The 22563-nt window shown below is 44.7% G+C and carries 18 protein-coding genes; 5 read left to right on the forward strand and 13 right to left on the reverse strand.

Going from position 1 to position 22563, the window contains the following annotated elements:
- Positions 1 to 41: 41 nt before the first annotated feature.
- The 6 genes from E7Z59_RS07195 to E7Z59_RS07215 form a co-directional block, all read right to left on the reverse strand.
- Positions 42 to 2447: a 3-hydroxyacyl-CoA dehydrogenase/enoyl-CoA hydratase family protein gene (locus E7Z59_RS07195; RefSeq protein ID WP_136335645.1), complete on the reverse strand. Its 2406-nt coding sequence runs from the start codon at positions 2445 to 2447 to the stop codon at positions 42 to 44.
- Positions 2448 to 2471: 24 nt separating this feature from the next.
- Positions 2472 to 2915: a MarR family winged helix-turn-helix transcriptional regulator gene (locus tag E7Z59_RS07200; protein WP_136336302.1), complete on the reverse strand. Its 444-nt coding sequence runs from the start codon at positions 2913 to 2915 to the stop codon at positions 2472 to 2474.
- Positions 2916 to 3062: 147 nt separating this feature from the next.
- Complete coding sequence (locus E7Z59_RS07205; protein WP_136335646.1) at positions 3063 to 4841, reverse strand: AMP-dependent synthetase/ligase; 1779 nt, start codon at positions 4839 to 4841, stop codon at positions 3063 to 3065.
- Positions 4842 to 4957: 116 nt separating this feature from the next.
- Positions 4958 to 8623, reverse strand: a complete 3666-nt coding sequence (purL, locus tag E7Z59_RS07210) for a phosphoribosylformylglycinamidine synthase (RefSeq protein ID WP_136335647.1) — start codon at positions 8621 to 8623, stop codon at positions 4958 to 4960.
- 260 nt (positions 8624 to 8883) lie between these two features.
- Positions 8884 to 9012: a hypothetical protein gene (locus E7Z59_RS15480; protein WP_262708821.1), complete on the reverse strand. Its 129-nt coding sequence runs from the start codon at positions 9010 to 9012 to the stop codon at positions 8884 to 8886.
- Between the two features lie 107 nt (positions 9013 to 9119).
- Positions 9120 to 10340, reverse strand: coding sequence for an RsmB/NOP family class I SAM-dependent RNA methyltransferase (locus E7Z59_RS07215; RefSeq protein ID WP_136335648.1), 1221 nt, complete (start codon positions 10338 to 10340; stop codon positions 9120 to 9122).
- A gap of 75 nt (positions 10341 to 10415) precedes the next feature.
- Between E7Z59_RS07215 and E7Z59_RS07220 the strand changes: the two genes are divergently transcribed.
- Positions 10416 to 11450 carry a WD40/YVTN/BNR-like repeat-containing protein gene (locus E7Z59_RS07220; RefSeq protein WP_136335649.1) on the forward strand — a complete coding sequence of 345 codons (1035 nt, stop codon included), beginning with the start codon at positions 10416 to 10418 and terminating at the stop codon, positions 11448 to 11450.
- Between the two features lie 10 nt (positions 11451 to 11460).
- Here E7Z59_RS07220 and E7Z59_RS07225 read toward each other — a convergent pair whose 3' ends face one another.
- The 7 genes from E7Z59_RS07225 to E7Z59_RS07255 form a co-directional block, all read right to left on the reverse strand.
- The gene (locus E7Z59_RS07225; protein WP_136335650.1) at positions 11461 to 11907 is read right to left on the reverse strand and encodes a hypothetical protein; all 447 of its coding nucleotides are present in this window, start codon (positions 11905 to 11907) and stop codon (positions 11461 to 11463) included.
- Between the two features lie 12 nt (positions 11908 to 11919).
- Entirely contained in the window at positions 11920 to 12429 is a 510-nt protein-coding gene (locus E7Z59_RS07230; protein ID WP_136335651.1) for a hypothetical protein, read from the reverse strand.
- A gap of 3 nt (positions 12430 to 12432) precedes the next feature.
- Positions 12433 to 12975, reverse strand: a complete 543-nt coding sequence (locus E7Z59_RS07235; RefSeq protein ID WP_136335652.1) for an RNA polymerase sigma factor — start codon at positions 12973 to 12975, stop codon at positions 12433 to 12435.
- Between the two features lie 87 nt (positions 12976 to 13062).
- On the reverse strand, positions 13063 to 14886 hold the full coding sequence (locus E7Z59_RS07240) for an ABC transporter ATP-binding protein (RefSeq protein ID WP_136335653.1): 1824 nt from the start codon (positions 14884 to 14886) through the stop codon (positions 13063 to 13065).
- Positions 14887 to 14941: 55 nt separating this feature from the next.
- A complete protein-coding gene (locus E7Z59_RS07245; protein WP_136335654.1) occupies positions 14942 to 16666 on the reverse strand; it encodes a phospho-sugar mutase in 1725 nt (574 codons plus the stop codon).
- Between the two features lie 38 nt (positions 16667 to 16704).
- Entirely contained in the window at positions 16705 to 17673 is a 969-nt protein-coding gene (locus tag E7Z59_RS07250; protein WP_136335655.1) for a glycosyltransferase family 2 protein, read from the reverse strand.
- A gap of 34 nt (positions 17674 to 17707) precedes the next feature.
- Entirely contained in the window at positions 17708 to 18229 is a 522-nt protein-coding gene (locus E7Z59_RS07255) for a DUF4199 domain-containing protein (protein WP_136335656.1), read from the reverse strand.
- A gap of 167 nt (positions 18230 to 18396) precedes the next feature.
- Between E7Z59_RS07255 and E7Z59_RS07260 the strand changes: the two genes are divergently transcribed.
- The 4 genes from E7Z59_RS07260 to mtaB all read left to right on the forward strand — a co-directional run bounded on the left by E7Z59_RS07260 (position 18397) and on the right by mtaB (position 22554).
- Positions 18397 to 18648 carry a type B 50S ribosomal protein L31 gene (locus tag E7Z59_RS07260; RefSeq protein ID WP_136335657.1) on the forward strand — a complete coding sequence of 84 codons (252 nt, stop codon included), beginning with the start codon at positions 18397 to 18399 and terminating at the stop codon, positions 18646 to 18648.
- Positions 18649 to 18810: 162 nt separating this feature from the next.
- Entirely contained in the window at positions 18811 to 19986 is a 1176-nt protein-coding gene (locus E7Z59_RS07265; RefSeq protein ID WP_136335658.1) for a GlmU family protein, read from the forward strand.
- Between the two features lie 151 nt (positions 19987 to 20137).
- On the forward strand, positions 20138 to 20890 hold the full coding sequence (locus E7Z59_RS07270) for a lysoplasmalogenase family protein (RefSeq protein ID WP_136335659.1): 753 nt from the start codon (positions 20138 to 20140) through the stop codon (positions 20888 to 20890).
- Positions 20891 to 21216: 326 nt separating this feature from the next.
- Positions 21217 to 22554, forward strand: coding sequence for a tRNA (N(6)-L-threonylcarbamoyladenosine(37)-C(2))-methylthiotransferase MtaB (mtaB, locus tag E7Z59_RS07275; RefSeq protein WP_136335660.1), 1338 nt, complete (start codon positions 21217 to 21219; stop codon positions 22552 to 22554).
- The last annotated feature ends 9 nt before the right edge of the window (positions 22555 to 22563 follow it).

Raw genomic sequence — 22563 nt, forward strand, 5'->3', positions numbered from 1 at the left:
CTCTACTCTCCACTCTCTACTCTCTACTCTCTATTTGTTGATTAGTTACGCAAAGGCTTACCAGTTTTCAACATATGCTGAATCCTTTCCAGGGTCTTACGCTCTGTACAAAGTGACAAGAACGCTTCTCTTTCGATATCCAACAGATATTGCTCGCTGACATAATTCGGTTCAGAAAGATCTCCACCGGCCATCACATAAGCCAGTTTATTGGCGATCTTCTTGTCGTGCTCCGAGATGTATTTTCCGGCTTCCATAGAGTCGGTTCCCACGAGGAACATTCCCAGGGCCTGCTTTCCGAGTACCTTAATATCTTTTCGCTGTGGCGGCTGTGTATACCCGGCTTCGGCCATGAGCAGTGCATGCTTCTTGGCTTCGGCTAGTTGACGGTCTTTATTGACTACCACCACATCTTTTCCTTGCTGTAATAATCCAAGATCAAAGGCTTCATACGCTGAGGTTGATACCTTGGCCATACCAATGGTCAGGAAGTATTCCTGCAGCACATTGAGCTCTACATCATTCTTTCTGAAGGTATCGGCTGCTCTTAGGGTCATTTCCTTAGAACCACCTCCTCCGGGAATCACTCCAACACCGAATTCCACCAGTCCCATATAGGTTTCTGCTGCGGCAACCACCTTGTCGGCATGCAGAGAAAGCTCGCAACCACCACCCAGCGTCATCCCATGAGGTGCAGAGATGGTCGGGATAGAAGAGTAGCGCATGCGCATCATGGTGTCCTGGAACATTTTGATAGCCATGTTCAGCTCATCGTATTCCTGTTCTACTGCCATCATAAAGATCATCCCGATATTGGCCCCTACAGAGAAGTTGGGTCCCTGGTTCCCGACAATAAGTCCCTGGAAATCCTTTTCAGCCAGGTCGATCCCTTTGTTGATACCGGCAAGAACGTCACCACCAATGGTGTTCATCTTACTGCGGAACTCCACATTAAGAATACCATCACCAAGATCTTCGATCACTACGCCGCTGTTCTTAAAGACTTCCTTAGATTTTCTGATGTTATCCAGAATAATAAAGGCATCCTGTCCGGGCTTCTTGATATGTTTCTTTTGAGGAATATCGTAGTAATAGGTAGCTCCGTCTTTCACGCTGTAGAAAGAAGTGATACCCGCACCGAGCATTTCTGTAACCCAGGCTGCAGGCTCGTGCCCTTCGGCCTTCATGATCTCTACGGCTTTTTCAGCACCAATAGCATCCCAGATCTCGAACGGTCCGTTCTCCCAGCCAAATCCGGCTTTCATGGCATCATCTATACGATACAGCTCATCTGAGATCTCAGGGATCCTGTTTTGTACATAGGCAAAAAGCGCTGCAAAATTCTTACGGTAGAATTCTCCGGCCTTGTCTTTACCACCAACCAGTACCGGAAATCTGTCGATCACATTGTCGATGGTTTTGGTAAGCTCCAGGGTAGCGAAGTTGGCTCTTTTCTTGGAGCGGTATTCCATGGTGTCCAGGTCAAGAGAAAGGATCTCGCTGTTCCCGTCATCACCTTTTACTTTTTTATAGAATCCTTGCCCGGTCTTGCTTCCCAACCATTTGTTCTCCATCATGGTGTTGATGAAATCAGGAAGTTTAAAAAGCTCATGGGCCTCATCTTCCGGACAATTCTCGTAGATACCGTTGGCCACATGCACCAGGGTGTCAAGCCCAACAACATCAACCGTACGGAAGGTAGCCGACTTAGGACGACCGATCACCGGACCGGTTAATTTATCTACTTCTTCAACTGTAAGTCCCAGGTCTTTTACCTGGTGAAACAGGCTTTGAATCCCGAAGATCCCGATCCTGTTCCCGATAAATGCCGGGGTGTCTTTGGCCATTACGGAGGTCTTTCCAAGGAATTTGTCTCCGTACTCCATAAGGAAATCGGTTACCTCCTGCTTGCAATCCGGTCCGGGCACCACCTCGAATAATTTGAGGTAACGCGGCGGATTAAAGAAGTGCGTTATGGCAAAATGCTGACGGAAATCCTCGCTTCGGCCTTCATTCATAAAGGCGATCGGAATTCCGGAAGTATTTGAGGTGATCAGTGTTCCCGGTTTACGGTACTTTTCTATTTGTTCGAAAACCTGTTTTTTGATGTCCAGGCGTTCAACAACAACCTCAATGATCCAATCTACTTCAGCAACCTTTGAAAGATCGTCGGTAAGATTACCGGTGCTGATGCGATTGGCGAATTTTTGATTGTATATAGGTGAAGGTTTCGATTTTAAGGCCGCTTTCAGATTGTCGTTAACGATCCTGTTTCTTACAGCCTTGCTTTCAAGAGTTAATCCTTTAGCCTTCTCAGCATCGGTCAGGTCTTTTGGTGCGATATCCAGTAATAGTACCTCGGCACCAATATTGGCAAAATGACAAGCAATTCCACTTCCCATGATCCCCGATCCGATAACTGCTACTTTTCTAATGCGTCGTTTCATGTGGTTGTTAATGTGATTTTATTTTTAGTCTTTGTTTTGATAAATTTTCTTTTCTGTGATCAGCTCGTGTATGGTCTGAGAAACATTGTAGAACCCTTGAAGATCCCGTTCACTGACCTGTGATCTTACCATATCATTAAAACGCAAAACCACCTCGCGGGAGATGTCGCGCTTTTCTTTTCCCAGAGGAGTCAGCCTGATAATAACCCCACGGCCATCCTCCGGATTCGGCGTTCGGTAGATCAGCCCTTTGGTTTCCATATTTTTTAAGATCCTTGACAGGCTGGTAGCCTCCATGCCCATACGCGGACCCAGGGTAGTGCTGGGGGAACCGTGTTCCGGATCTACGCTCAACAGGGTAAATCCTGTTGCCATGGTGCTGTCAAACTTCTGAGCCTCTTCATTATACATACGTGTAACGGCCTGCCAAGTAGATCTTAAAACGTAATCTATGGTTTTATCCTTCATTATTTTCCAAGCTGATGTGATCAAATATACAAATATTTTATTATGCATGCATAATAAATAAAATGAATTACCAATATTTTAAGACCTGGTAAATCGCATAAAAAAAGCCTCCCGGTAAGGAGGCTTTTAAGTTGTTAATGCTAATCTTTATGACTCGCGATCGTAGATACGATTGTATAATGATATATACTTCTCTTTGATCACTTTTCGTTTTAATTTCATGGTAGGGGTCAGGTGCCCGCCATCAATGGTCCATACATCGGGGGTAAGTTCAAACTTCTTGATCTTTTCCCATTTCCCGAAACGCTCATTGTAGTGGTCTACCTCTTCCTGTATACGGTCAATTACGCGTTGATCTTTGATCATGCTCTCATGATCGCCGTTGAATTGATAATTATGACGGCGTGCCCATTCTTCAACAAATTCAAAGGCCGGTTGAATAAGTGCAGCCGGCATTTTTTCGCCTTCACCCACCACCATGATCTGTTCAATAAAGCGCGATTGCTTCATGTCATTTTCAATGAGCTGAGGGGCAACATATTTTCCGCCGGAGGTTTTAAACATTTCTTTTTTACGGTCGGTGATCTTCAGGAACCCATCTTGATCGATCTCTCCGATGTCTCCCGTATGAAAGTAATCGCCTGTCATGACATCAGCGGTGCGCTCAGGGTCTTTATAGTACCCCATCATCACATTAGGGCCTTTACATAAGATCTCTCCGTCTTCTGCGATCTTCACTTCGACTCCGGAAACGATACGCCCTACACTTCCTATCTTCCATCCGCGGTTGTTCTGATCATTCACGGCAATTACCGGCGAAGTTTCAGTAAGACCATAACCTTCCATAACAGGCATGCCTGCAGCTCCGAAAACACGGGCCAGGGTAGGTTGCAGGGCTGCACTTCCGGAAACAAGAATCTTCAGGTTGCCTCCAAGCCCTTCCTGCCATTTGCTGAAGATCAGTTTCCTGGCAATGCTCAGTTTGAACTCGTACCATGCGCCATTGGCATTGTAAGGCTCATATTGTTTTCCGAGCTCGATGGCCCAGAAGAATAAATTTCTTTTGATACCTGTAAGCTCAGCTCCCTTGGCATAGATCTTATCGTATACTTTTTCAAGTAGTCTTGGAACTACCGTCATCACTTCCGGACGAACCTCTTTAAGGTTGTCGCTTATTTTTTCGATCGATTCGGCAAAATAAATGCTGATACCACAGTATTGATACAAATAGGTAACCATGCGTTCAAAAATGTGGCAGATAGGTAAAAAGCTTAATGCTTTATCACCTTCAGATAAGGGTACACGTTCGTCACTTGCTTTTACGTTAGAAACGATGTTGTTATGAGAAAGCATTACACCCTTAGGCTTTCCGGTGGTTCCTGAGGTATAGATAATGGTGGCCAGGTCTTCCGGTTTAACAGCAGCCTTAATCGCGTCTAGCTCTTTCTGGTTGGCTTCGTTCTTGCCGGTTTCCAGGATCTCTTTGTAATTTTTGGCCCCTTCGATCTCATCAAAAGTATATACTTCCTTGAGTGAAGCTACCTGGTCTTTTATACTGTTCACCTTTGTTAGTAACTCCTGGTCTGAAACGATACAGTAGGTAGATTCAGAGTGGTTCAGGATGTAGGCGTAATCTTCTTCAGAAATGGTTGGGTAAATAGGAACGTTCACTGCTCCGGCCTGCAGGATCCCATAATCGGCTATATGCCATTCAGTGCGGTTGGTAGAAGAGATCACTGCGATCTTATCTCCCGCCTTAACACCCATGTTAAGGAGTCCGCGACTAAACTGGTCAATAAGACGTATAAATTCTTTGGTAGAGGTCTCTACCCATTTTTCATTGTATTTTGTGCAAAAAGCAACCTTCAGCTCATGATTTTTCAGCTGATATTGAGGGAAATCAAATATCCGGGTAACGTTGGTCATTCTTAATCATTTTTCGGTGTTGCAAAATATAAAAATTTAGCCACAAAAAATCATATCCATAAAAAAAGGAGTTGCCGGTTAGCAACTCCTTAATTATTAGGGGGTAATATTGTGAATTATTTCTTTTCAAGCCATTTTCTCGCATTCACAAAGGCTTCGATCCAGGGCGAAACTTCATCTTTCCTGTCTTCCGGGTAATACGCCCAGTTCCATGGGAAAGTAGATCGTTCCAGGTGTGGCATCATAACCAGGTGCCTTCCGGACTCATCGGTCATCATAGCTGTATTATAGTCAGATCCGTTAGGATTCGCAGGATAACCTTCATATCCATACTTCCCGACAATATTATAACGGTCTTCCGCATAAGGGAAGCTAAACTTACCCTCTCCGTGAGCAGCCCAGATACCCAGGGTGCTTCCTGCCAGGCTGGATAGCATTACCGAATTGTTCTCTTCGATCTTAACTGAGGTGAAATTACACTCAAACTTGTGCGAATCATTGTGGAGCATTTTAGGCTTCTCTTCATGATCAGGGTTAATAAGTCCCAGTTCTACGAACAGCTGACATCCGTTACAGACTCCAAGCGACAAGGTATCTTCACGCTCAAAGAATTTATTCAGGGCACTATTGGCCTTTTCGTTATACAAAAATGCACCGGCCCATCCTTTGGCGCTTCCCAATACATCAGAATTGGAGAACCCACCTACGGCAGCGATGAACTGAATATCTTCAAGGGTTTCTCTTCCGCTGATGAGGTCGGTCATGTGAACGTCTTTCACATCAAACCCGGCCAGGTACATGGCGTTAGCCATTTCCCTTTCTGAGTTACTTCCTTTTTCGCGAATAATAGCTGCTTTAATTCGTTTTTCCGGTGCAACAGCCTCCGGGCGGGTTCCGGTAAAATTCGCCGGGAATTCGTATTTCAGAGGTTGATTTTTATAATTTACAAAGCGCTCTTCAGCTTTTACAGGACCACTTTGTTTACGGTCTAACAAATAAGAGGTTTTATACCATATGTCTCTCATTCGGGTAATGCTGAATGAAAAAGCATCATCGTTGTTTTTAAGCTGCAGTCGGTCACCTTCTACAACACTTCCTATCTTTTGGTAGCTTAGCCCGTTTTCATTCAGAACAGCTTCGAGAGCCTGGTCATCCTTTGCCTGGAAGACCACAGAAATATTTTCATTGAAGAGAGTCTTAACTGAGTCGCCTTCACCAAGGGAGCTCAGATCGATCTGTGCGCCAAGATGGTCGGTGGCAAAACACATCTCAAGCAGGGTTGTAATTAAACCTCCGCTGGCAACATCATGACCTGCGATCACCTGTTCGTCTCTGATCAGGCTTTGAAGCGTATCAAATGCCTTGGCCAGGTAGGCAGCGTCTTCTACTCCGGCTCCTTTCGTACCGATGGTGTTCATTACCTGGGCAAAAGAAGTACCTCCTATTTCAAGACCGGTACCGGAAAGGTTCATATAGTACAGGCTGCCTCCGTCTTTTTGGAGAACCGGGGTAACCACCTTGTTAATGTCATTGCAATTACCCGCTGCAGAAATAATTACCGTTCCCGGTGCTATTACCTCTTCATTCGGGTATTTCTGTTTCATCGACAGGGAGTCTTTTCCTGTCGGGATATTAATGCCCAGTTGGATGGCAAAATCAGAACATCCTTCTACAGCCTCATAAAGTCGTGCGTCTTCTCCCTCATTCTTACAGGGCCACATCCAGTTGGCAGAGAGTGAGACAGACTTCAAACCGTTTTTCATCGGTGCCCAGACAATATTGGTCAGGGCTTCAGCGATGGCTACACGGCTACCTGCTACTGGATCGATCAGGGCCAGTACAGGGGCATGGCCAATAGAGGTGGCTATACCTTCTTTCCCCTGATAATCAAGGGCCATAACCCCGCAATTACTTAGTGGCAACTGAAGCGGACCTACACATTGTTGTTGGGCTACGCGTCCGCTTACACAGCGGTCAACCTTATTGGTAAGCCAGTCTTTACATGCTACGGCCTCTAATTGCAATACCTGCTCCAGGTAGTTCGGAATATCGTTTGTATTGTATTCAGGGGCTTTGTAGTTTCTTTCTATCTTCCGGTCGTTCATGATGGTTTTAGGAGAACTGCCGAACATATCTGCCATTTCCAGATCCATGGGTTTATCACCGGTAGTGCCTGAAGCAAAAGTAAAGCGGTGGTCTCCGGTTACTTCTCCTACCTCATACATGGGCGATCGTTCTCTTTCTGCGATCTTGCGAAGTTTTTCGGTGTGTTCCTGGCTGATGACCAGTCCCATACGTTCCTGGCTTTCGTTTCCTATCAGTTCTTTGAGGGAAAGGGTAGGGTCTCCTACCGGGAGTTTGTCGGTGTTGATGGTTCCTCCTGTTTCCTCTACCAATTCAGAAAGACAGTTCAGGTGACCACCGGCCCCGTGATCGTGAATAGAGATGATCTCATTGGTATCGCTTTCCACCATTCCTCTAACAGCATTGGCGACCCGCTTTTGCATTTCAGGATTAGAACGCTGTATAGCGTTCAGTTCGATCCCGCTGCTGAATTCGCCGGTATCGGCAGAAGAAACAGCGGCACCTCCCATTCCAATGCGATAATTATCGCCTCCCATCACTACGATCTTGTCGTTCTTTTTAGGAGTGGCTTTTTGAGCCTGGCTTGCCTTTCCGTAACCGATTCCCCCGGCGAGCATGATTACTTTGTCGAAACCTAATTTACGGGCTTCTTCTTCATGTTCAAAGGTCAGTACCGATCCGGCGATCAGGGGTTGTCCAAATTTGTTTCCAAAATCGGAAGCTCCGTTAGATGCCTTTATGAGAATGTCCATGGGCGTCTGATAAAGCCAGTCGCGTTCGGCCATTTTTTGCTCCCACGGACGGTTTTCTTCAAGCCTGGAATAAGAGGTCATGTATACGGCAGTACCTGCCATGGGTATAGAACCCTGCCCGCCTGCAAGTCGATCGCGAATCTCACCACCCGAACCGGTAGCAGCTCCGTTAAATGGTTCTACCGTGGTAGGGAAATTGTGAGTTTCTGCCTTGAGAGATATCACGGAATCAAATTCCTTGATCTCATAAAAATCCGGTTTTTCTGGACTCTTGGGGGCAAACTGTTGTACTCGCGGACCTTTTACAAAGGCCACATTATCTTTATAAGCAGAAACGATATCGTTAGGATGGGCCTCAGAGGTCTTGCGGATCATCTTGAAGAGCGATACCGGCTTTTCTTCACCATCAATCACGAAGGTGCCATTGAAGATCTTATGGCGGCAATGCTCAGAATTGATCTGGGCAAATCCGTATACCTCGGCATCGGTGAGTTGGCGGTTTAGTCGTTTTGAAAGATCTTCCAGGTAAGCGATCTCTTCTTCGCTGAGTGCCAGTCCTTCTTGTTGGTTATAGGCGGCAATGTCAGTGATCTTTTCTATAGGCTTAGGATCCATGTGAATGTCAAAAATATCCTGGCCTAAACTGGAGAATTTCTGGCTTAACATGGGGTCGTAATCCTTGTCGTCGGCGGTGGTAGCTATAAACTCCTCAATACGAATGAGCCCGGTGATCCCCATATTCTGGGTGATCTCTACCGCGTTGGTACTCCATGGGGTTACCATGGCTGCTCTTGGCCCAATAAAGTATTGGTCAATAGTCTCAAGCCCGGTCTCGGGTTGGTCGCCAAATAGCCATGTAAGTTTTGAAATATCTTCTTTAGTGAGTTCTCGGGAGGTTTGAACTGCAAAAACCTTCTCTGTTGGGTTTCCGAAGAAAACGATCATAAAACGCTAAATTTGGGTCCTTTTCAGTGTTGGACCGATGAATGATTTTGAAAGCGCAAAAATACAATTTTCCTTTCAATAACGCTGATTATTTTCCTGATTACTTATGTCTGAGTGAACCCTGCCTCAGGGGAATTATGTTCGTCAGGTTGCTCTTTCCGGAGGGCGCTTCAAGCAGATCAAACACCGTCCGGGTGCGGTCGGAAAAAAGCCGGATAGCGTGTATTATAAAAAAGATGGGGGGTGTGATATTGAGCAGATCACTCTTCAGGTGCAACTACTTCGGTTTGGGTTTCCTGAATTTCATTTTCTTCCCCGTCACAGTCGATCATAAACAGGGCCAGAATAAAACCAAGGAGTATAGCCAGGTAAATGGTTCTTTTTTTCATTTGTAGTGGTATTATTCGCTAAAGGTTCGCCTGAAACATTTTCAGGTGAATACCTAATGTAAGTATAAACCACTAAATATCAATAAGATAATTGTTTTTATGCACTTTTATTTGGTGGGCTTCTTTTTTAGTAAGGCCATATAAAACCCATCAAATCCGGATTGAGAAGCAAGTATCTTTTTATCTTTTACCAATTCGAACTGTTTTCCCTGGTCGGTGTTGAGAAATGTTTTAACCTGTTCGTGGTTTTCTGAAGGCAGAATAGAGCAGGTGGCGTAGACCAAAAGCCCGTCGTCTTTGACCATTTTAGAATAGTCCTGTAGGATCTCTTGCTGGGTTTGTCTGATCTGTTGTAAAAATTCCGGCTGTAGTTTCCATTTGGCATCAGGATTTCTTCGAAGTACCCCTAAACCGCTGCAGGGAGCGTCGATAAGCACCCTGTCGGCCTTGCCGTGAAGTTTTTTAATGGTTTTAGAATTTTCTATAACCCTGGTCTCAATATTATGGGCGCCGTTTCTTCTGCTTCTTCTTTTGAGTTCATGAAGTTTGTTGCCGTAAATATCCATGGCAACGATCTGCCCTTTATTCTCCATCAGGCTTGCCAGGTGGAGCGTTTTTCCGCCGGCACCTGCACAGGTATCAATCACTCTCATGCCTGGTTCCGGTTGAAGGAAGGGAGCTACCAGTTGAGACGAGGCGTCCTGAACTTCGAACCATCCATTTTTGAAGGCTTCTGTTTTAAAAACATTGGCGCGCTCTTCCAATACAAGAGCATCAGGGAGTCCTTTGAGCTCCTGGGTGTGAATGTGCTCTTCTGCCAGCGACTTCTTCAAAGTTTTTTTATCCGTTTTTAAGGTATTTACCCGAAGTATAACATTTGCTTGTTCATTGAGGGCGTGGATCTCTTTTTCCCAGAGTTCTTCTCCCAGTTCCTGTACGCCCAGCTCATCAAGCCAGTCTGGTATTGATTCTCTATACTTTCGGGTCTGGCTTAACTCATCAAATTTCCCTTTAATTCGGCGTACGGGAGTTCCTTCAAGCTGTTTCCAGTCAGGCAGACGATGGCCGCGTAGCACAGCCCAAACGGCAAATACCCGCCAGAGGTTATCCCTGTTATAAGGCGGATTTACCGCCGCGATCACGGTGTACAGTCGTTTCCAACGTACGATCTCATAAATGGTTTCAGCTATAAAAGCCCGGTCACGGGCCCCCCAGCGCTTGTCGCGCTTTAAAAGTTTTTCAACCACCTTGTCGGCGTATTCCTTTTCATTAAAGATCTTATCTAATCCGTCGATAACCGCGTAAACAAGGTTTCTGTGTAGTCTCATTGCCGTAAAATAATTGTTTGCAAAGGTATTGCTTTGTTCACTATTAAACTTAATTTTAGCCTCAAAATCCATCCTATGTTTCGTTATTTATTCCTGTTGATCCTGTTGGTGTCTTGTGCTTCAGAGCCTGAATTTGTACCCCGGAATTTTACGGAGGTTCAGGTTGAAGAGATCTTTTCTGATTCTGTAAGCATTCGGGCTATTACCCTGATGGGAAGAAACCTGGCCTTTGCAGGTTCAGAGAATACCTATGGCATTTATAATTACAACGAAGACGCCGTAAGAACATCCCAACTGAGAATAGATAGTGTGCATACTGAATTTCGTGCTGTAGCGGCTACCAGTGAAGATTTCTTTATGTTGAGCGTAGGTAATCCGGCCCTGCTGTTCAAAACCGGGGAAGGCGGTAAAATGTTACCGGTATACCTGGAAGAACACGAGAAGGTATTTTATGATTCCATGGATTTTTGGAATGATATGGAAGGGATCGCCATGGGAGATCCTACTGATGGCTGTATCTCTGTGATCATTACCCGCGATGGTGGCCGAACCTGGAAGAAGCTGCCCTGCAGTGCCTTGCCTGCTGCTGAAGAAGGAGAGGCGGCCTTTGCCGCCAGTAACACCAATATAGCTATTGTTGGCGATCATACCTGGATAGCTACAGGAGGTTCGCGTTCAGGAATACTGTATTCTCCTGATAAAGGGCAAACGTGGCAGCTCTTTGATACTCCTGTAGTTCAGGGAGAGGCTACTCAGGGAATCTACTCTATCGACTTTTATGATGAGAATAATGGATTTGCCATAGGAGGCGATTATACCAAGCCGGAACAAAATGCCGCAAACAAGGCGGTGACCACAGATGGGGGTAAAACCTGGAAACTGGTGGGAGCGGACGTAGACCCTGGTTACCTTTCCTGTGTACAGTACATCCCCGGCAGGGAAGGGAAGGAGCTGGTAGCTCTTGGCTTTCAGGGCATATACTTTTCCAACGATGCCGGTTCTACCTTTAATAAGATATCTGAGGAGGCCTTTTATACCCTTAGATTCAATAGTGATTCAACCGCATTTGCCGCCGGAAAGAACCGGATAGCCAAATTGACCTTCAAATAATTAGATCGGGTTACCTTTTTTGACCCTGACGTCTGTCCTGAAGCTTTTTTAGAAGTTCTCTTTTGAATCTCTCTTCATAGATGTCGAGGTAGAGTGCTTTTTTGGCACCCAGCAGTTCAGGAGAGTACTCCCTGAAACTTATCTCGGTTTGGGCAATTTCTTTTCGGAGGGCAACAACTCTCTTCTGTGTCTCAATTGCTTCCTTTTCAGAGACCTTCTCAGGGTCTTTCCGGGATATTTCTCTAAGGGTTTGCCCTAGTGATGCTTTTAGATCAAAGACCAGGTTTTCGTATTCATTATAAGCCGGCCAGAATTCGGCAGCTTCCTCAGGGGTGAGCTCCAGCTTTTCGGTGAGATAGGCTACTTTGAGCGATTTGATGCGTTCTCTTCTGTTTTCCTGGGCCTCAACCTGGAATCCCAGTAGAAGTACTAAAGTGGTTATGAGTATGTTTTTCATTATAAATGGATTTTAATTTTGTGATTCATCCAGGACCTCGTATACATCCATCTCTTCGAGAAGGTATTCTTCCAGGGTACTGGTCTTGATCGGTTCTGTATACATAGTAATATCGTTCAGGTTCATGTTTTCAGCCTGCTCCATCAAAAAGATCTCGGGCACTTCCAGGGCACCCTGTTCCATTAACCATTCAATGTCAGAAGTGCTTACCTGGTCAAAGCTAAAGTCTCCCTCTGTATTAAGGAAAATGGTGCTTAGAAAGAATAGTCCCAAAATGGTGGCGGCAACCCCCAGACCTCTTTTCAGATAAGAGAGATGACGAACCTTGCCTGGGCCCGGAGAAATTTTATTTCGCAATTCAGCTTCGAAATTCTCAAAATATCCTTCAGGGATTAAGAATCCTTCCTGTTTCGGTATATGATCCTGCAAGGCTGCACGGTCGCGAAGTTTTTCTTCGAGACCCTCGAAATAGTTTTCCGGAATTCGGAAACCATCCTCCTTATGTTCTTTGTTCAGATCCATACCTTAAGCGTTTTCCTTTAGATAGTGTTGCAGCTTTTTTACTGCGTGATGATAAGAGGCTTTAAGTGCCCCCACCGAGGTGTCTAAAATTTCAGACATGTCTTCATATTTCATGTCCTGGTAATACCGCATATTAAAAACCAGTAATTGTTTTTCGGGTAGAGTGGCAAGCGCTTTTTGCAATTGTAACTCGATCTCGCCTCCCTCGAAATAAGTGTCGGCCACCAGGTTATTTACCATGCGTTCCCGTAATTCTTCATTTGTTACCCGGTACCTGTTAGCCTGTTTTTTAAGAAAATTCAAAGCTTCATTGGTTGCTATGCGATACATCCATGAATAGACAGCGCTGTCTCCCCTGAAATTTTCGATATTCCTGTAAACCTTTATGAAGGTGTTCTGCAGTACATCGTCAGCATCGTCATGGTTGAGTACCATCCGTCTGATATGCCAGTACAATCGTTGCTGGTACTCCTGAACCAAATGCGAAAAAGCACGATCGCGGGTAGCCTTGTCTTTTAGTTCTGTAAAAAGCGTCTCGTTTTTCAATCAGGGCGGTTTTACTTCTAAGACCAAAGTAATTGAAAAAGGTTTAATGGGGGAGCAAAAAAAATCCCGGAAACCCGGGATTTTATTTTAGTCAAAAGATTGCATGTCCACCAGCTTTTTATACATGTTCTTTGCCTGCAGTAATTCATCATGGGTGCCTTGTTCCACGATCTTTCCTTTTTGCATGACCACGATCTTGTCGGCATTTTGTATGGTTGATAACCGGTGAGCGATCACGATGGAAGTTCGGTTTTTCATCATGTTTTCCAGGGCAGTCTGCACCAGTTTCTCACTTTCGGTGTCGAGGGCAGAAGTAGCCTCATCCAGGATCATGATAGGTGGATTTTTCAGAACGGCACGGGCTATAGAGAGGCGTTGCTTTTGACCTCCGCTTAATTTCCCGCCGGCATCTCCGATATTGGTTTCAAACTGTTGAGGAAGGTCCATGATAAAATCATAGGCATTCGCGATCTTGGCGGCCTCTATGATCTCCTCCATAGTGGCGTCTTGTTTTCCGAGTTTGATGTTGTTAGCCACGGTGTCATTGAACAAAATGCTGTCTTGGGTAACGATACCCATTAAGGAGCGCAGGCTTTTTAAACTAAGATTTCTAATGTCGGTGCCGTCAATGCGAATGGCGCCATGGTTTACATCGTAGAAGCGGGTTACCAGGTTGGCGATGGTGCTTTTTCCGCTTCCCGACTGCCCAACCAAGGCTACCGAAGTTCCCTTTGGAATATCTAAAGTGAAATGGGCGAGAACCGGGTCTTCTGCATAGCCGAAGCTTACATTTTCCAGGGTGATGCCTTTTTCGAAAGTGTCTTTGTGAATGGCGTTTGCCGCATCACTAATGGTGTTCTCTGTTTCCAGGATCTCCAATACCCGTTCTGCTGCAGCATTACCTTTCTTAACTCCGTAAGAGGCTTTACTTATCGACTTGGCAGGGGTTAAAATATTATAAGCCAACCCCATATAAGCGATAAAGGAAGAAGCATCGAGGGTTCGGTCAACCAATACCATTTTACCTCCAAACCATAACAGGATCCCTATGACCAGAATTCCGAGAAATTCGCTGGTAGGTGAGGCCAGGTTTTGTCGGTTAAGTAAGGTGTTGGAAAAATTGAAAAACCGGTGGGTAGAATCATTAAACCGCTCATTAAACCGGCTTTCCGCATTGAAAGCCTTGATCACCCTGAGTCCGCCAAGGGTTTCTTCAATGATCGACAGAAAATGCCCTTGTTCTTCCTGAACGCGGTCAGATTGCTTTTTCAAGGATTTACCTATTCGGGAGATCAGCATTCCGGAAATGGGAATGAAAATAAAAACGAACAGGGTGAGCTTGGTGCTTATCCCGAACATTACAATAATGGTAAACAGTATGGTAAGAGGTTCTCTTACGATAAGCTCCAGGATGGAGAGGAAGGAGTGTTGTATCTCTAATACATCAGAAGTGATCCTTGCAATAACATCTCCTTTTCTCTTTTCTGTAAAAAACGACACCGGCAATTCGGTGATCTTTTTATACATGGCATCCCGCACGTCTCTCAAAACTCCATTTCTGAGGTAAGTTATGAAATACATGGCGGCATAATTAAAAAAGTTCTTCAGCAGAAAGAGTATGATCACCAGAGAGATCACCAGGACCAAAGCGATCATCTGGTCGTCTCCGGCTACCTGGGTTACCTGGTAATTCAGGGTGTCCTGAAGATAATCTTTGGCACTGCTTATCCCGGTATATTCCGGTTTTTCATACATCCTGTCGCTTTCTTTAAAGAGGACATCAAGCATGGGGATAAGTGCCACGAACGACAAGGCACTGAAAAGCGCATAAAGAATGTTGAAAAAGATGTTCAGGTACCCGTACTTGCTGTAGGGCTTTGCAAAACGCAGTATTTTTTTGAAATAATCCATTCGTTGATAGGTCCTGTAAATAAAAAAGACCCGCCATAAAGGCGGGTTGTGCAGTTTAGTTCAGCTCCAGTTGCTGTACCATTTGATCCAGTTTGTCATCGAGACGGGCTTCGGTTGCATTGAAGTTGTCAATCGAATCAAGGCTGGTGTTCACACTGAAATAAAACTTGATCTTAGGTTCAGTACCACTGGGTCTGGCGGCCATTTTAGTGCCTTTATCTGTATAGTAGATAAGAACGTTAGAGGCAGGAATGTCCATTTTTTCTTCCTTACCATGCTCAAGATCCCTGGCTATCCCTGATGCATAGTCTTCAATGCGCACCACCTTTTCGCCGGCAAGTTCTTTGATCGGGTTTTCTCTGAGATCGATCATCATCTGTTTGATCTGAGCGGCACCACTGATCCCTTTTTTGGTCATGGAAACCAGCTTTTCCTTATAAAGTCCGAATTCTTCGTAGCACTTCAGCAGTTCTTCGTAGAAAGAGCTTCCTGATGCTTTGGCTTCTGCTGCGATCTCGCAGGCCAGGAGAGATGCGGTGACGGCGTCCTTGTCACGCACAAATTCGCCTACCATGTATCCGAAGCTTTCTTCACCTCCCCCGATGAATTCCTGCTCGGGGAAATCTTTGATCATTTTAGCGATCCATTTAAAGCCTGTAAGACCTTCCTTGTATTCCACCCCGTAAGCCTCGGCCATTTTGGCCATCATGGGGGTAGAGACAATGGTGGAGGCAATGAATTGATTTCCGGTAAGACGGTCGTTCTTTTTCCATAGGTCAAGCAGGAACCTGGTCATTAAAACCATGGTTTGGTTTCCGTTAAGCAGGATCATTTTTCCTTCTGAATTTCGCACTGCAATACCCAGGCGATCACTGTCAGGATCTGTTCCTATGACCATGTCGGCCTGGATCTCATCGGCCTTTTCCAATGCCATGGCAAGGGCTTCAGGTTCCTCAGGATTGGGCGATTTAACCGTTGGAAAATCACCATCAGGGGTGGCCTGTTCTTCTACGATATGAACCTTGGTGTATCCTGCTCTGCGCAATACCTCCGGAATGGCTTTAATGGATGTTCCGTGGAGGGCAGTGAAAACAATGCTTAATTCATCACGCCCTTTCGCGTTGATGGAGCCATTCTTCACTGAAGCTTCAAAGAAGGCCTCGTCAACCTCCTTGTCTATAAGTTCTATCAGTGCCGGTTCTGCATTGAACTGAATATCTTTAAAGTCCAGGTCGTTGATCTCCTGTATGATCTCCTTGTCTTGCGGTGGAACGATCTGTCCTCCGTCAGTCCAGTATACTTTGTAACCATTGTATTCCGGCGGATTGTGGGAGGCTGTTAATACAACTCCACAATGGCAATTCAGGTGTTTTACGGCAAATGAGAGTTCCGGTGTTGGACGAAGTTCTGAAAACAGAAATACCTTGATCCCGTTAGCTGCAAAAACCTCTGCCACGATTCTGGCCAGGGTATCACTATTATGACGGCAGTCATAGGCAATAGCTACCCTCAGGTCTTGCCCCGGGTATGTTTTCTTAAGGTAATTACTGAGCCCCTGGGTATTTTTTCCAAGGGTGTATTTGTTAATGCGGTTGGTGCCAACCCCCATGGTGCCGCGCATACCTCCGGTACCGAATTCGAGGTCTTTATAAAAAGATTCTTTTAACTCCTCAATATTTGATTCCAACAAGGTTTGTACCTCGTTGCGGGTGGTCGTGTCAAAGAAGGCATCTGTCCATGCTAGCGCCTTGTCTTTGATCGCTTCAATGGTGATCTCCATGAATTAAATTTTTTCCAAAGGTAGTAAGATTGGAAGCACTACGCCATTTTTTTTGCCTTTTCAAGGTTGAGGCTTTGCAGGACCTTATAGCGTTTTTCCTCTCTCCGGTTTCTCATGATCAATTCTCCCAAAAATCCGGCAATAAATAACTGGGTTCCGATGATCATGGCCGTCAGGGCAATGAAGAATTCCGGACGCTGGGTGATGAGCCTACCATAAGGGTTAATGAATAGTTTATCGATACCCAGGTAGGCGGCAAAGCCGAAACCTATAAAGAACATAAGTACACCCAGGGCTCCGAACAGGTGCATGGGGCGCCGGCCGAATCTGGAAATAAACCAAATGGTGATCAGGTCAAGGAAACCGTTGATAAAACGATCCATGCCAAACTTCGTTTTCCCGTATTTTCTGGCCTGGTGCTGCACCACCTTTTCGGTGATGTTCGGGAATCCTGCGTTCTTGGCCAGTACCGGTATGTAACGGTGCATTTCGCCGTGAACGTCAATGTTTTTGATCACCTCATTACGGTAAGCCTTGAGTCCGCAGTTAAAATCGTGAAGTTTTACTCCCGAGGTTTTTCTGGCCGCCCAGTTAAATAATTTACTAGGAAGATTTTTGGCGATCACAGAGTCGTACCGCTTCTTTTTCCAACCGGACACCAGGTCGAATTTTTCTTTGGTGATCATCTCGTGTAATTCCGGAATTTCTTCCGGGTTGTCCTGCAGGTCGGCATCCATGGTAATGACCACCATTCCCCGGGCGGCTTCAAAGCCTGCATGAAGTGCCTGAGACTTTCCGTAGTTGCGCAAAAACCGAATACCCTTCACTTCGGGGTGTTCCTTCGATAAGGCTTCGATGATGCTCCAGGAGCTGTCGGTACTGCCGTCGTCAATAAAAAGGACCTCGTATGAAAAATGATTGGACCGCATAACACCTGCGATCCAATCGTATAATTCTTTTAATGATTCCTGCTCGTTAAGTAGTGGTATAACTACTGATATGTCCATATATGGTTGAGATGTGTAGGCTCAAATATAGGAATTAGAAATCATTTTCTTCCTTCTTCATGGCCAGGCCGGCGATCAGGGAAATAATAAATCCAACAAAGAGGTTGAAAATGATGATAATAGGATAGCTGATCCAGAAAAACTTTGCCTGGTTGCTTACAGCATTTTCAATTTGTTCTTCAGTAAGATTAGGATTGGATGTTCTCAGGTTCTCTGCCATGAACTCACCACTTTTCTGAATGAAGTCAGGCTCAATGAGGTTGATGTACACTGCGTTGAAAAGCACGCTTATAATGCCTCCCACAAGGGCGGTGCCGATACCGACTTTCAGGGCCTCCGAGAGGGTGAGGTAGCTTCCGTTTGCTTTTTTGTATTGGTAAATAGCAGCCACAATAACCCCCAGCAGAACAGTGATACCCACTATCGTGGTCATCATGCTTTGTTGGTATTGAAGATCCATAAAGTGGAGCATAAGGGCAAATACGATACCTATAGCACCGAGAATGATCCCGAAGTTTAAGGCAATTTTGCCGGTTTTAGGTTTTTGTTGTTCCATGATAGATAATTAGTTAATTTTGCATCGTTAGTAGTGGTAACAGCAGAATTGTTACATTACGAACATAGAAAAATCTTTTTAGAAAATTACATTAATATAGTTGGTAATCTAAAAAGAATCTATAAATTTGCACCTCGAAAAAATTCTGAAGTTTAAAGTACACGACGATGAAAAAAGATATACATCCGGAAAATTATAGATTGGTAGCATTCAAAGATATGTCTAACGAAGACGTATTTATTACTAAGTCTACTGCTGAAACCAGAGAAACGATCGAGGTTGATGGGGTTGAGTATCCTTTGGTTAAATTGGAGATCTCAAGATCGTCGCATCCTTACTACACCGGTAAATCTAAATTGGTTGATACTGCCGGTCGTATTGACAAGTTCAAGAACAAATACGCCAAGTACAAAAAATAATTCCGGTTATTATCGGATCATGAAACCTCTGAAATTCATTTCAGAGGTTTTTTTATGGATATAATCCTCGGGCGATTCATCGTTCAGAATGATAACTACATCTTTTTCAAAATCTTAGCTGTGTTAAAAAGGCTATATTTAATCTGCTAAAATCTACTGTAAATGAATTACATTCTCTTTGACGGACCGGTACGAAACAGCCTTCTTCCATTTACGTATACAAGGCCTGTAGCTGATATACGTGTGGGAATCCTTACGATTCGTGAGAAGTGGGAACGATACCTGGGGTATACCACCACCACGGTAACCGAGGAGTACCTCACCGATCTCTACCCCATGGTGGAGCTGGAGGAAAATATCCTGATCAATAGTTCATTTCTTCCCAATGAGGCGTTGGTGACCCTTATTCAGAACCTTAAAGAAAATGAAGCTGTTTTTTACGGGGAGGATGTGGTGGCCTTTTATACCAGGGAAAATCAGGAAGACGTTGATCTTGGAGCTTATGAGCCCATCATGTATGAAGGAGAGTGTATTCAGATAAAAAATACCTGGGATATATTTTCCAAAAATAAAGAAGCCCTGGAAGCAGACTTTCAACTGATCACCGCAGATCGTGAAAGCGCTCCCATCTCATCAACGAACCAGGTGATGGCTCCTGAAAATATCTTTATTGAAGAAGGGGCCAGTGTTGAGTGCGCTATTTTAAATGCTTCCACCGGGCCGATCTATATCGGTAAAGATGCTCTGGTGATGGAAGGGAGTATGATTCGTGGCGGTTTTGCCCTGGGAGAGAACGGAGTAGTTAAAATGGGAGCCAAGATCTACGGAGCTACGACCATAGGGCCCTACGCCAAGGTTGGAGGAGAGATCAGTAATGTGGTCATCTTTGGTTATTCGAACAAAGGTCACGACGGCTATCTGGGGAATTCGGTGATCGGTGAGTGGTGTAATATAGGAGCAGACAGTAATAATTCTAACCTCAAAAATAATTACGCACCTGTGCGTCTTTGGGATTATGAATCTGAAAGATTTGCGCATACCGGGTTACAGTTCTGCGGACTCATGATGGGCGATCACAGTAAATGTGGTATTAATACCATGTTTAATACAGGTACTGTGATAGGAGTTAGTGCAAATATTTTTGGAAGTGGGTTTCCGAGGAATTTTGTGCCGAGCTTTTCATGGGGAGGTTCAGCCGGATTTACTACATTTAAAACTGAAAAAGCATTTGAAATGGCCGAGGCCATGATGCAGAGAAAACAAAAAAGCCTGACCGAGAACGAAAAGGAAGTGCTTCAACATGTATTTGAGCAGTCTGCAAGATGGCGTAAATCTTAAATAGTTAAATGACGCTTAGCGATTTTTGCCATCTGTATTTTCTTACAATTTTATCCCTTGTTTTAAGCGTAATGTCGAAAACTGAGTAGGGGAGCAGTACCAAGTCAGGCGACTTTGTATCTTTAAAAGATATGTATCATTTATTAACCTGATGCCTGCCTTATTTCGTTCGTTTAACGGGTTTGCCGCATTCTTTATGTTGGTGCTCTTCTTCGATATTCTTTTGAGTAATATGGAGGGCATGATGTATTACAGTTTGATCACTAAGGTGCTCTTACTGGTAGGTTTACTGGCGTTTTTTTCTGTGAACAGTACCTCCATGCGCCGCCTTGAACGAAACTTTGTATTCCTGGCCATTATCAGCTTTAGCCTCGGAGAGGTTTTTATGATGCTTACCAACGATCTGAATGTTATTGTAGCAGGATTCTTATTACTGCTTGCGGCAAAATTGTTCTACAGTTGTGCTTTTGTGTATAAGGTAACCCTTGATGTTGATCGTTTACTGCCCTACCTGGTCTTTGTGACCTTGTACTCGCTTACCATTATCTATTTTCTCTACGAGGTTCCGGAGCACATTCCTGCCTATATTTTCCTGGTGATCACGCTGATCATGGTGAAACTGGCATATTTACGCTATGAAAAGGCCGGGTTTACCAGTTTTATGATGGTGCTTACCGGAGCGGCATTAGTGCTGGCTTCAGAGACGATCCTTGTATTTGACAGGTCTTTCAGTAGTTCCCGACTGAACGGGTTTATGGTGATCTTTCTCTATGGCTTGTCTCAGTACTTTATGGTAAATGGCATGGTCCTGAAATCGGAAGCAGCCAAAGGCGTAAAACGGCTAAGGCGCGAAGGAGTGAAGAAGGACCGAACGATCGTGAAAGGTCCGGTGGACCTTTCATAGTGAGCCTGCCTGCCCCTGGCCAGGAAGGCAGGGGGCCAGTTGGTGTGCTGGCATAAGGGCATTTTTAGCGAATTTACCTGGCGGCAGGCAGGGGTACCAGGAGCCCTCCTAACCCGCACTTAAGAAACCTTGCCATATATCCTTCGGCAAGTCCTTGTTTCGTAGCTGATTAGCAACGCATTCTACGAGAAATCAATTTCATCAGGAAATAATAAGTTGGTATATTTGTACGCTTTTTTAAAAAGCCCGGATTACTGTTCAAAGCAGGCCTTGAGCCTGCAAGACCATATCGCGGTTAGCCCCCTTATCAATTGAGGTTACATTTTATGGAACAAAGAAAAAAAGTAGCATTTTATACCCTGGGTTGTAAACTGAATTTTTCAGAGACTTCAACCATTGCCCGTTCTTTTGAGTCGGAAGGTTTTGATCGTGTTGATTTTACAGAATCGGCAGACATCTATGTGATCAATACCTGTTCGGTAACCGAAAATGCGGATAAACGATTCAAGTCTATCGTAAAACAGGCCCGAAAGGTCAATGAAGATGCCTTTATAGCAGCTGTTGGTTGTTATGCCCAGCTTAAGCCTGAAGAGCTGGCTGCTGTGGAAGGGGTAGACCTGGTATTGGGGGCTACTGAGAAATTTAAGATCACCGACTACCTGAACGATCTTTCCAAAAACGATTTTGGAGAAGTGCACAGTTGCGAGATCCAGGAAGCCGATTTTTACGTGGGCAGTTATTCTATCGGCGACCGAACCCGTGCCTTTTTAAAAGTGCAGGACGGTTGCGATTATAAATGTACGTATTGCACCATTCCGTTAGCGAGAGGAATATCAAGAAGTGATACCCTTGAGAATGTTTTAAAGAATGCAGCCGAGATCGCTGCCCAGGATATTAAGGAGATCGTGTTGACCGGGGTAAATATCGGAGATTACGGGAAAGGTGAATTCGGCAATAAAAAACATGAGCATACTTTTTATGAACTGGTAGAGGCGCTGGATACTGTTGAAGGTATAGAACGTTTAAGAATTTCCTCTATTGAACCTAATTTATTAAAGAACGAAACTATTGACTTCGTAGCTCAAAGTAAAGCTTTTGTGCCTCACTTTCATATACCCTTGCAAAGTGGCAGCAACGAGATCCTTGGTTTGATGAGAAGGCGATACCGAAGAGAATTGTATACCGATAGAGTAACCAGGATCAAAGAGGTGATGCCGCATGCCTGTATTGGGGTGGATGTGATCGTGGGCTTTCCGGGTGAGACGGATGAGCATTTTCTGGAAACCTATCATTTTCTGAATGAACTTGATATTTCATACCTCCATGTTTTTACGTATTCTGAGCGCGATAATACCCTGGCCGCTGATATGGAAGGGGTCGTGTCTAAAAAGGTGAGGGCAAAACGCAGTAAAATGCTGAGAGGCTTATCGGCTAAAAAGCGACGGGCTTTTTATGAAAGCCAGTTAAATACCGAAAGGGTCGTACTTTTTGAAGGGGAGAATAAGGAAGGCTATATTCACGGATTTACAGAAAATTATGTAAAGGTGAAAGCTCCCTGGGATCCTTCCCTGGTGAATACCCTGCATCGTGTAAAACTCACTTCGATAGATGAAGACGGAATGGTTCGTTTTGAGTTTATGGATGAAAAAATGATGACAGCATAAAAATAAAAC

The organism is Robertkochia marina (assembly GCF_004799345.1).
Taxonomy (GTDB): Bacteria; Bacteroidota; Bacteroidia; order Flavobacteriales; family Flavobacteriaceae; genus Robertkochia; species Robertkochia marina.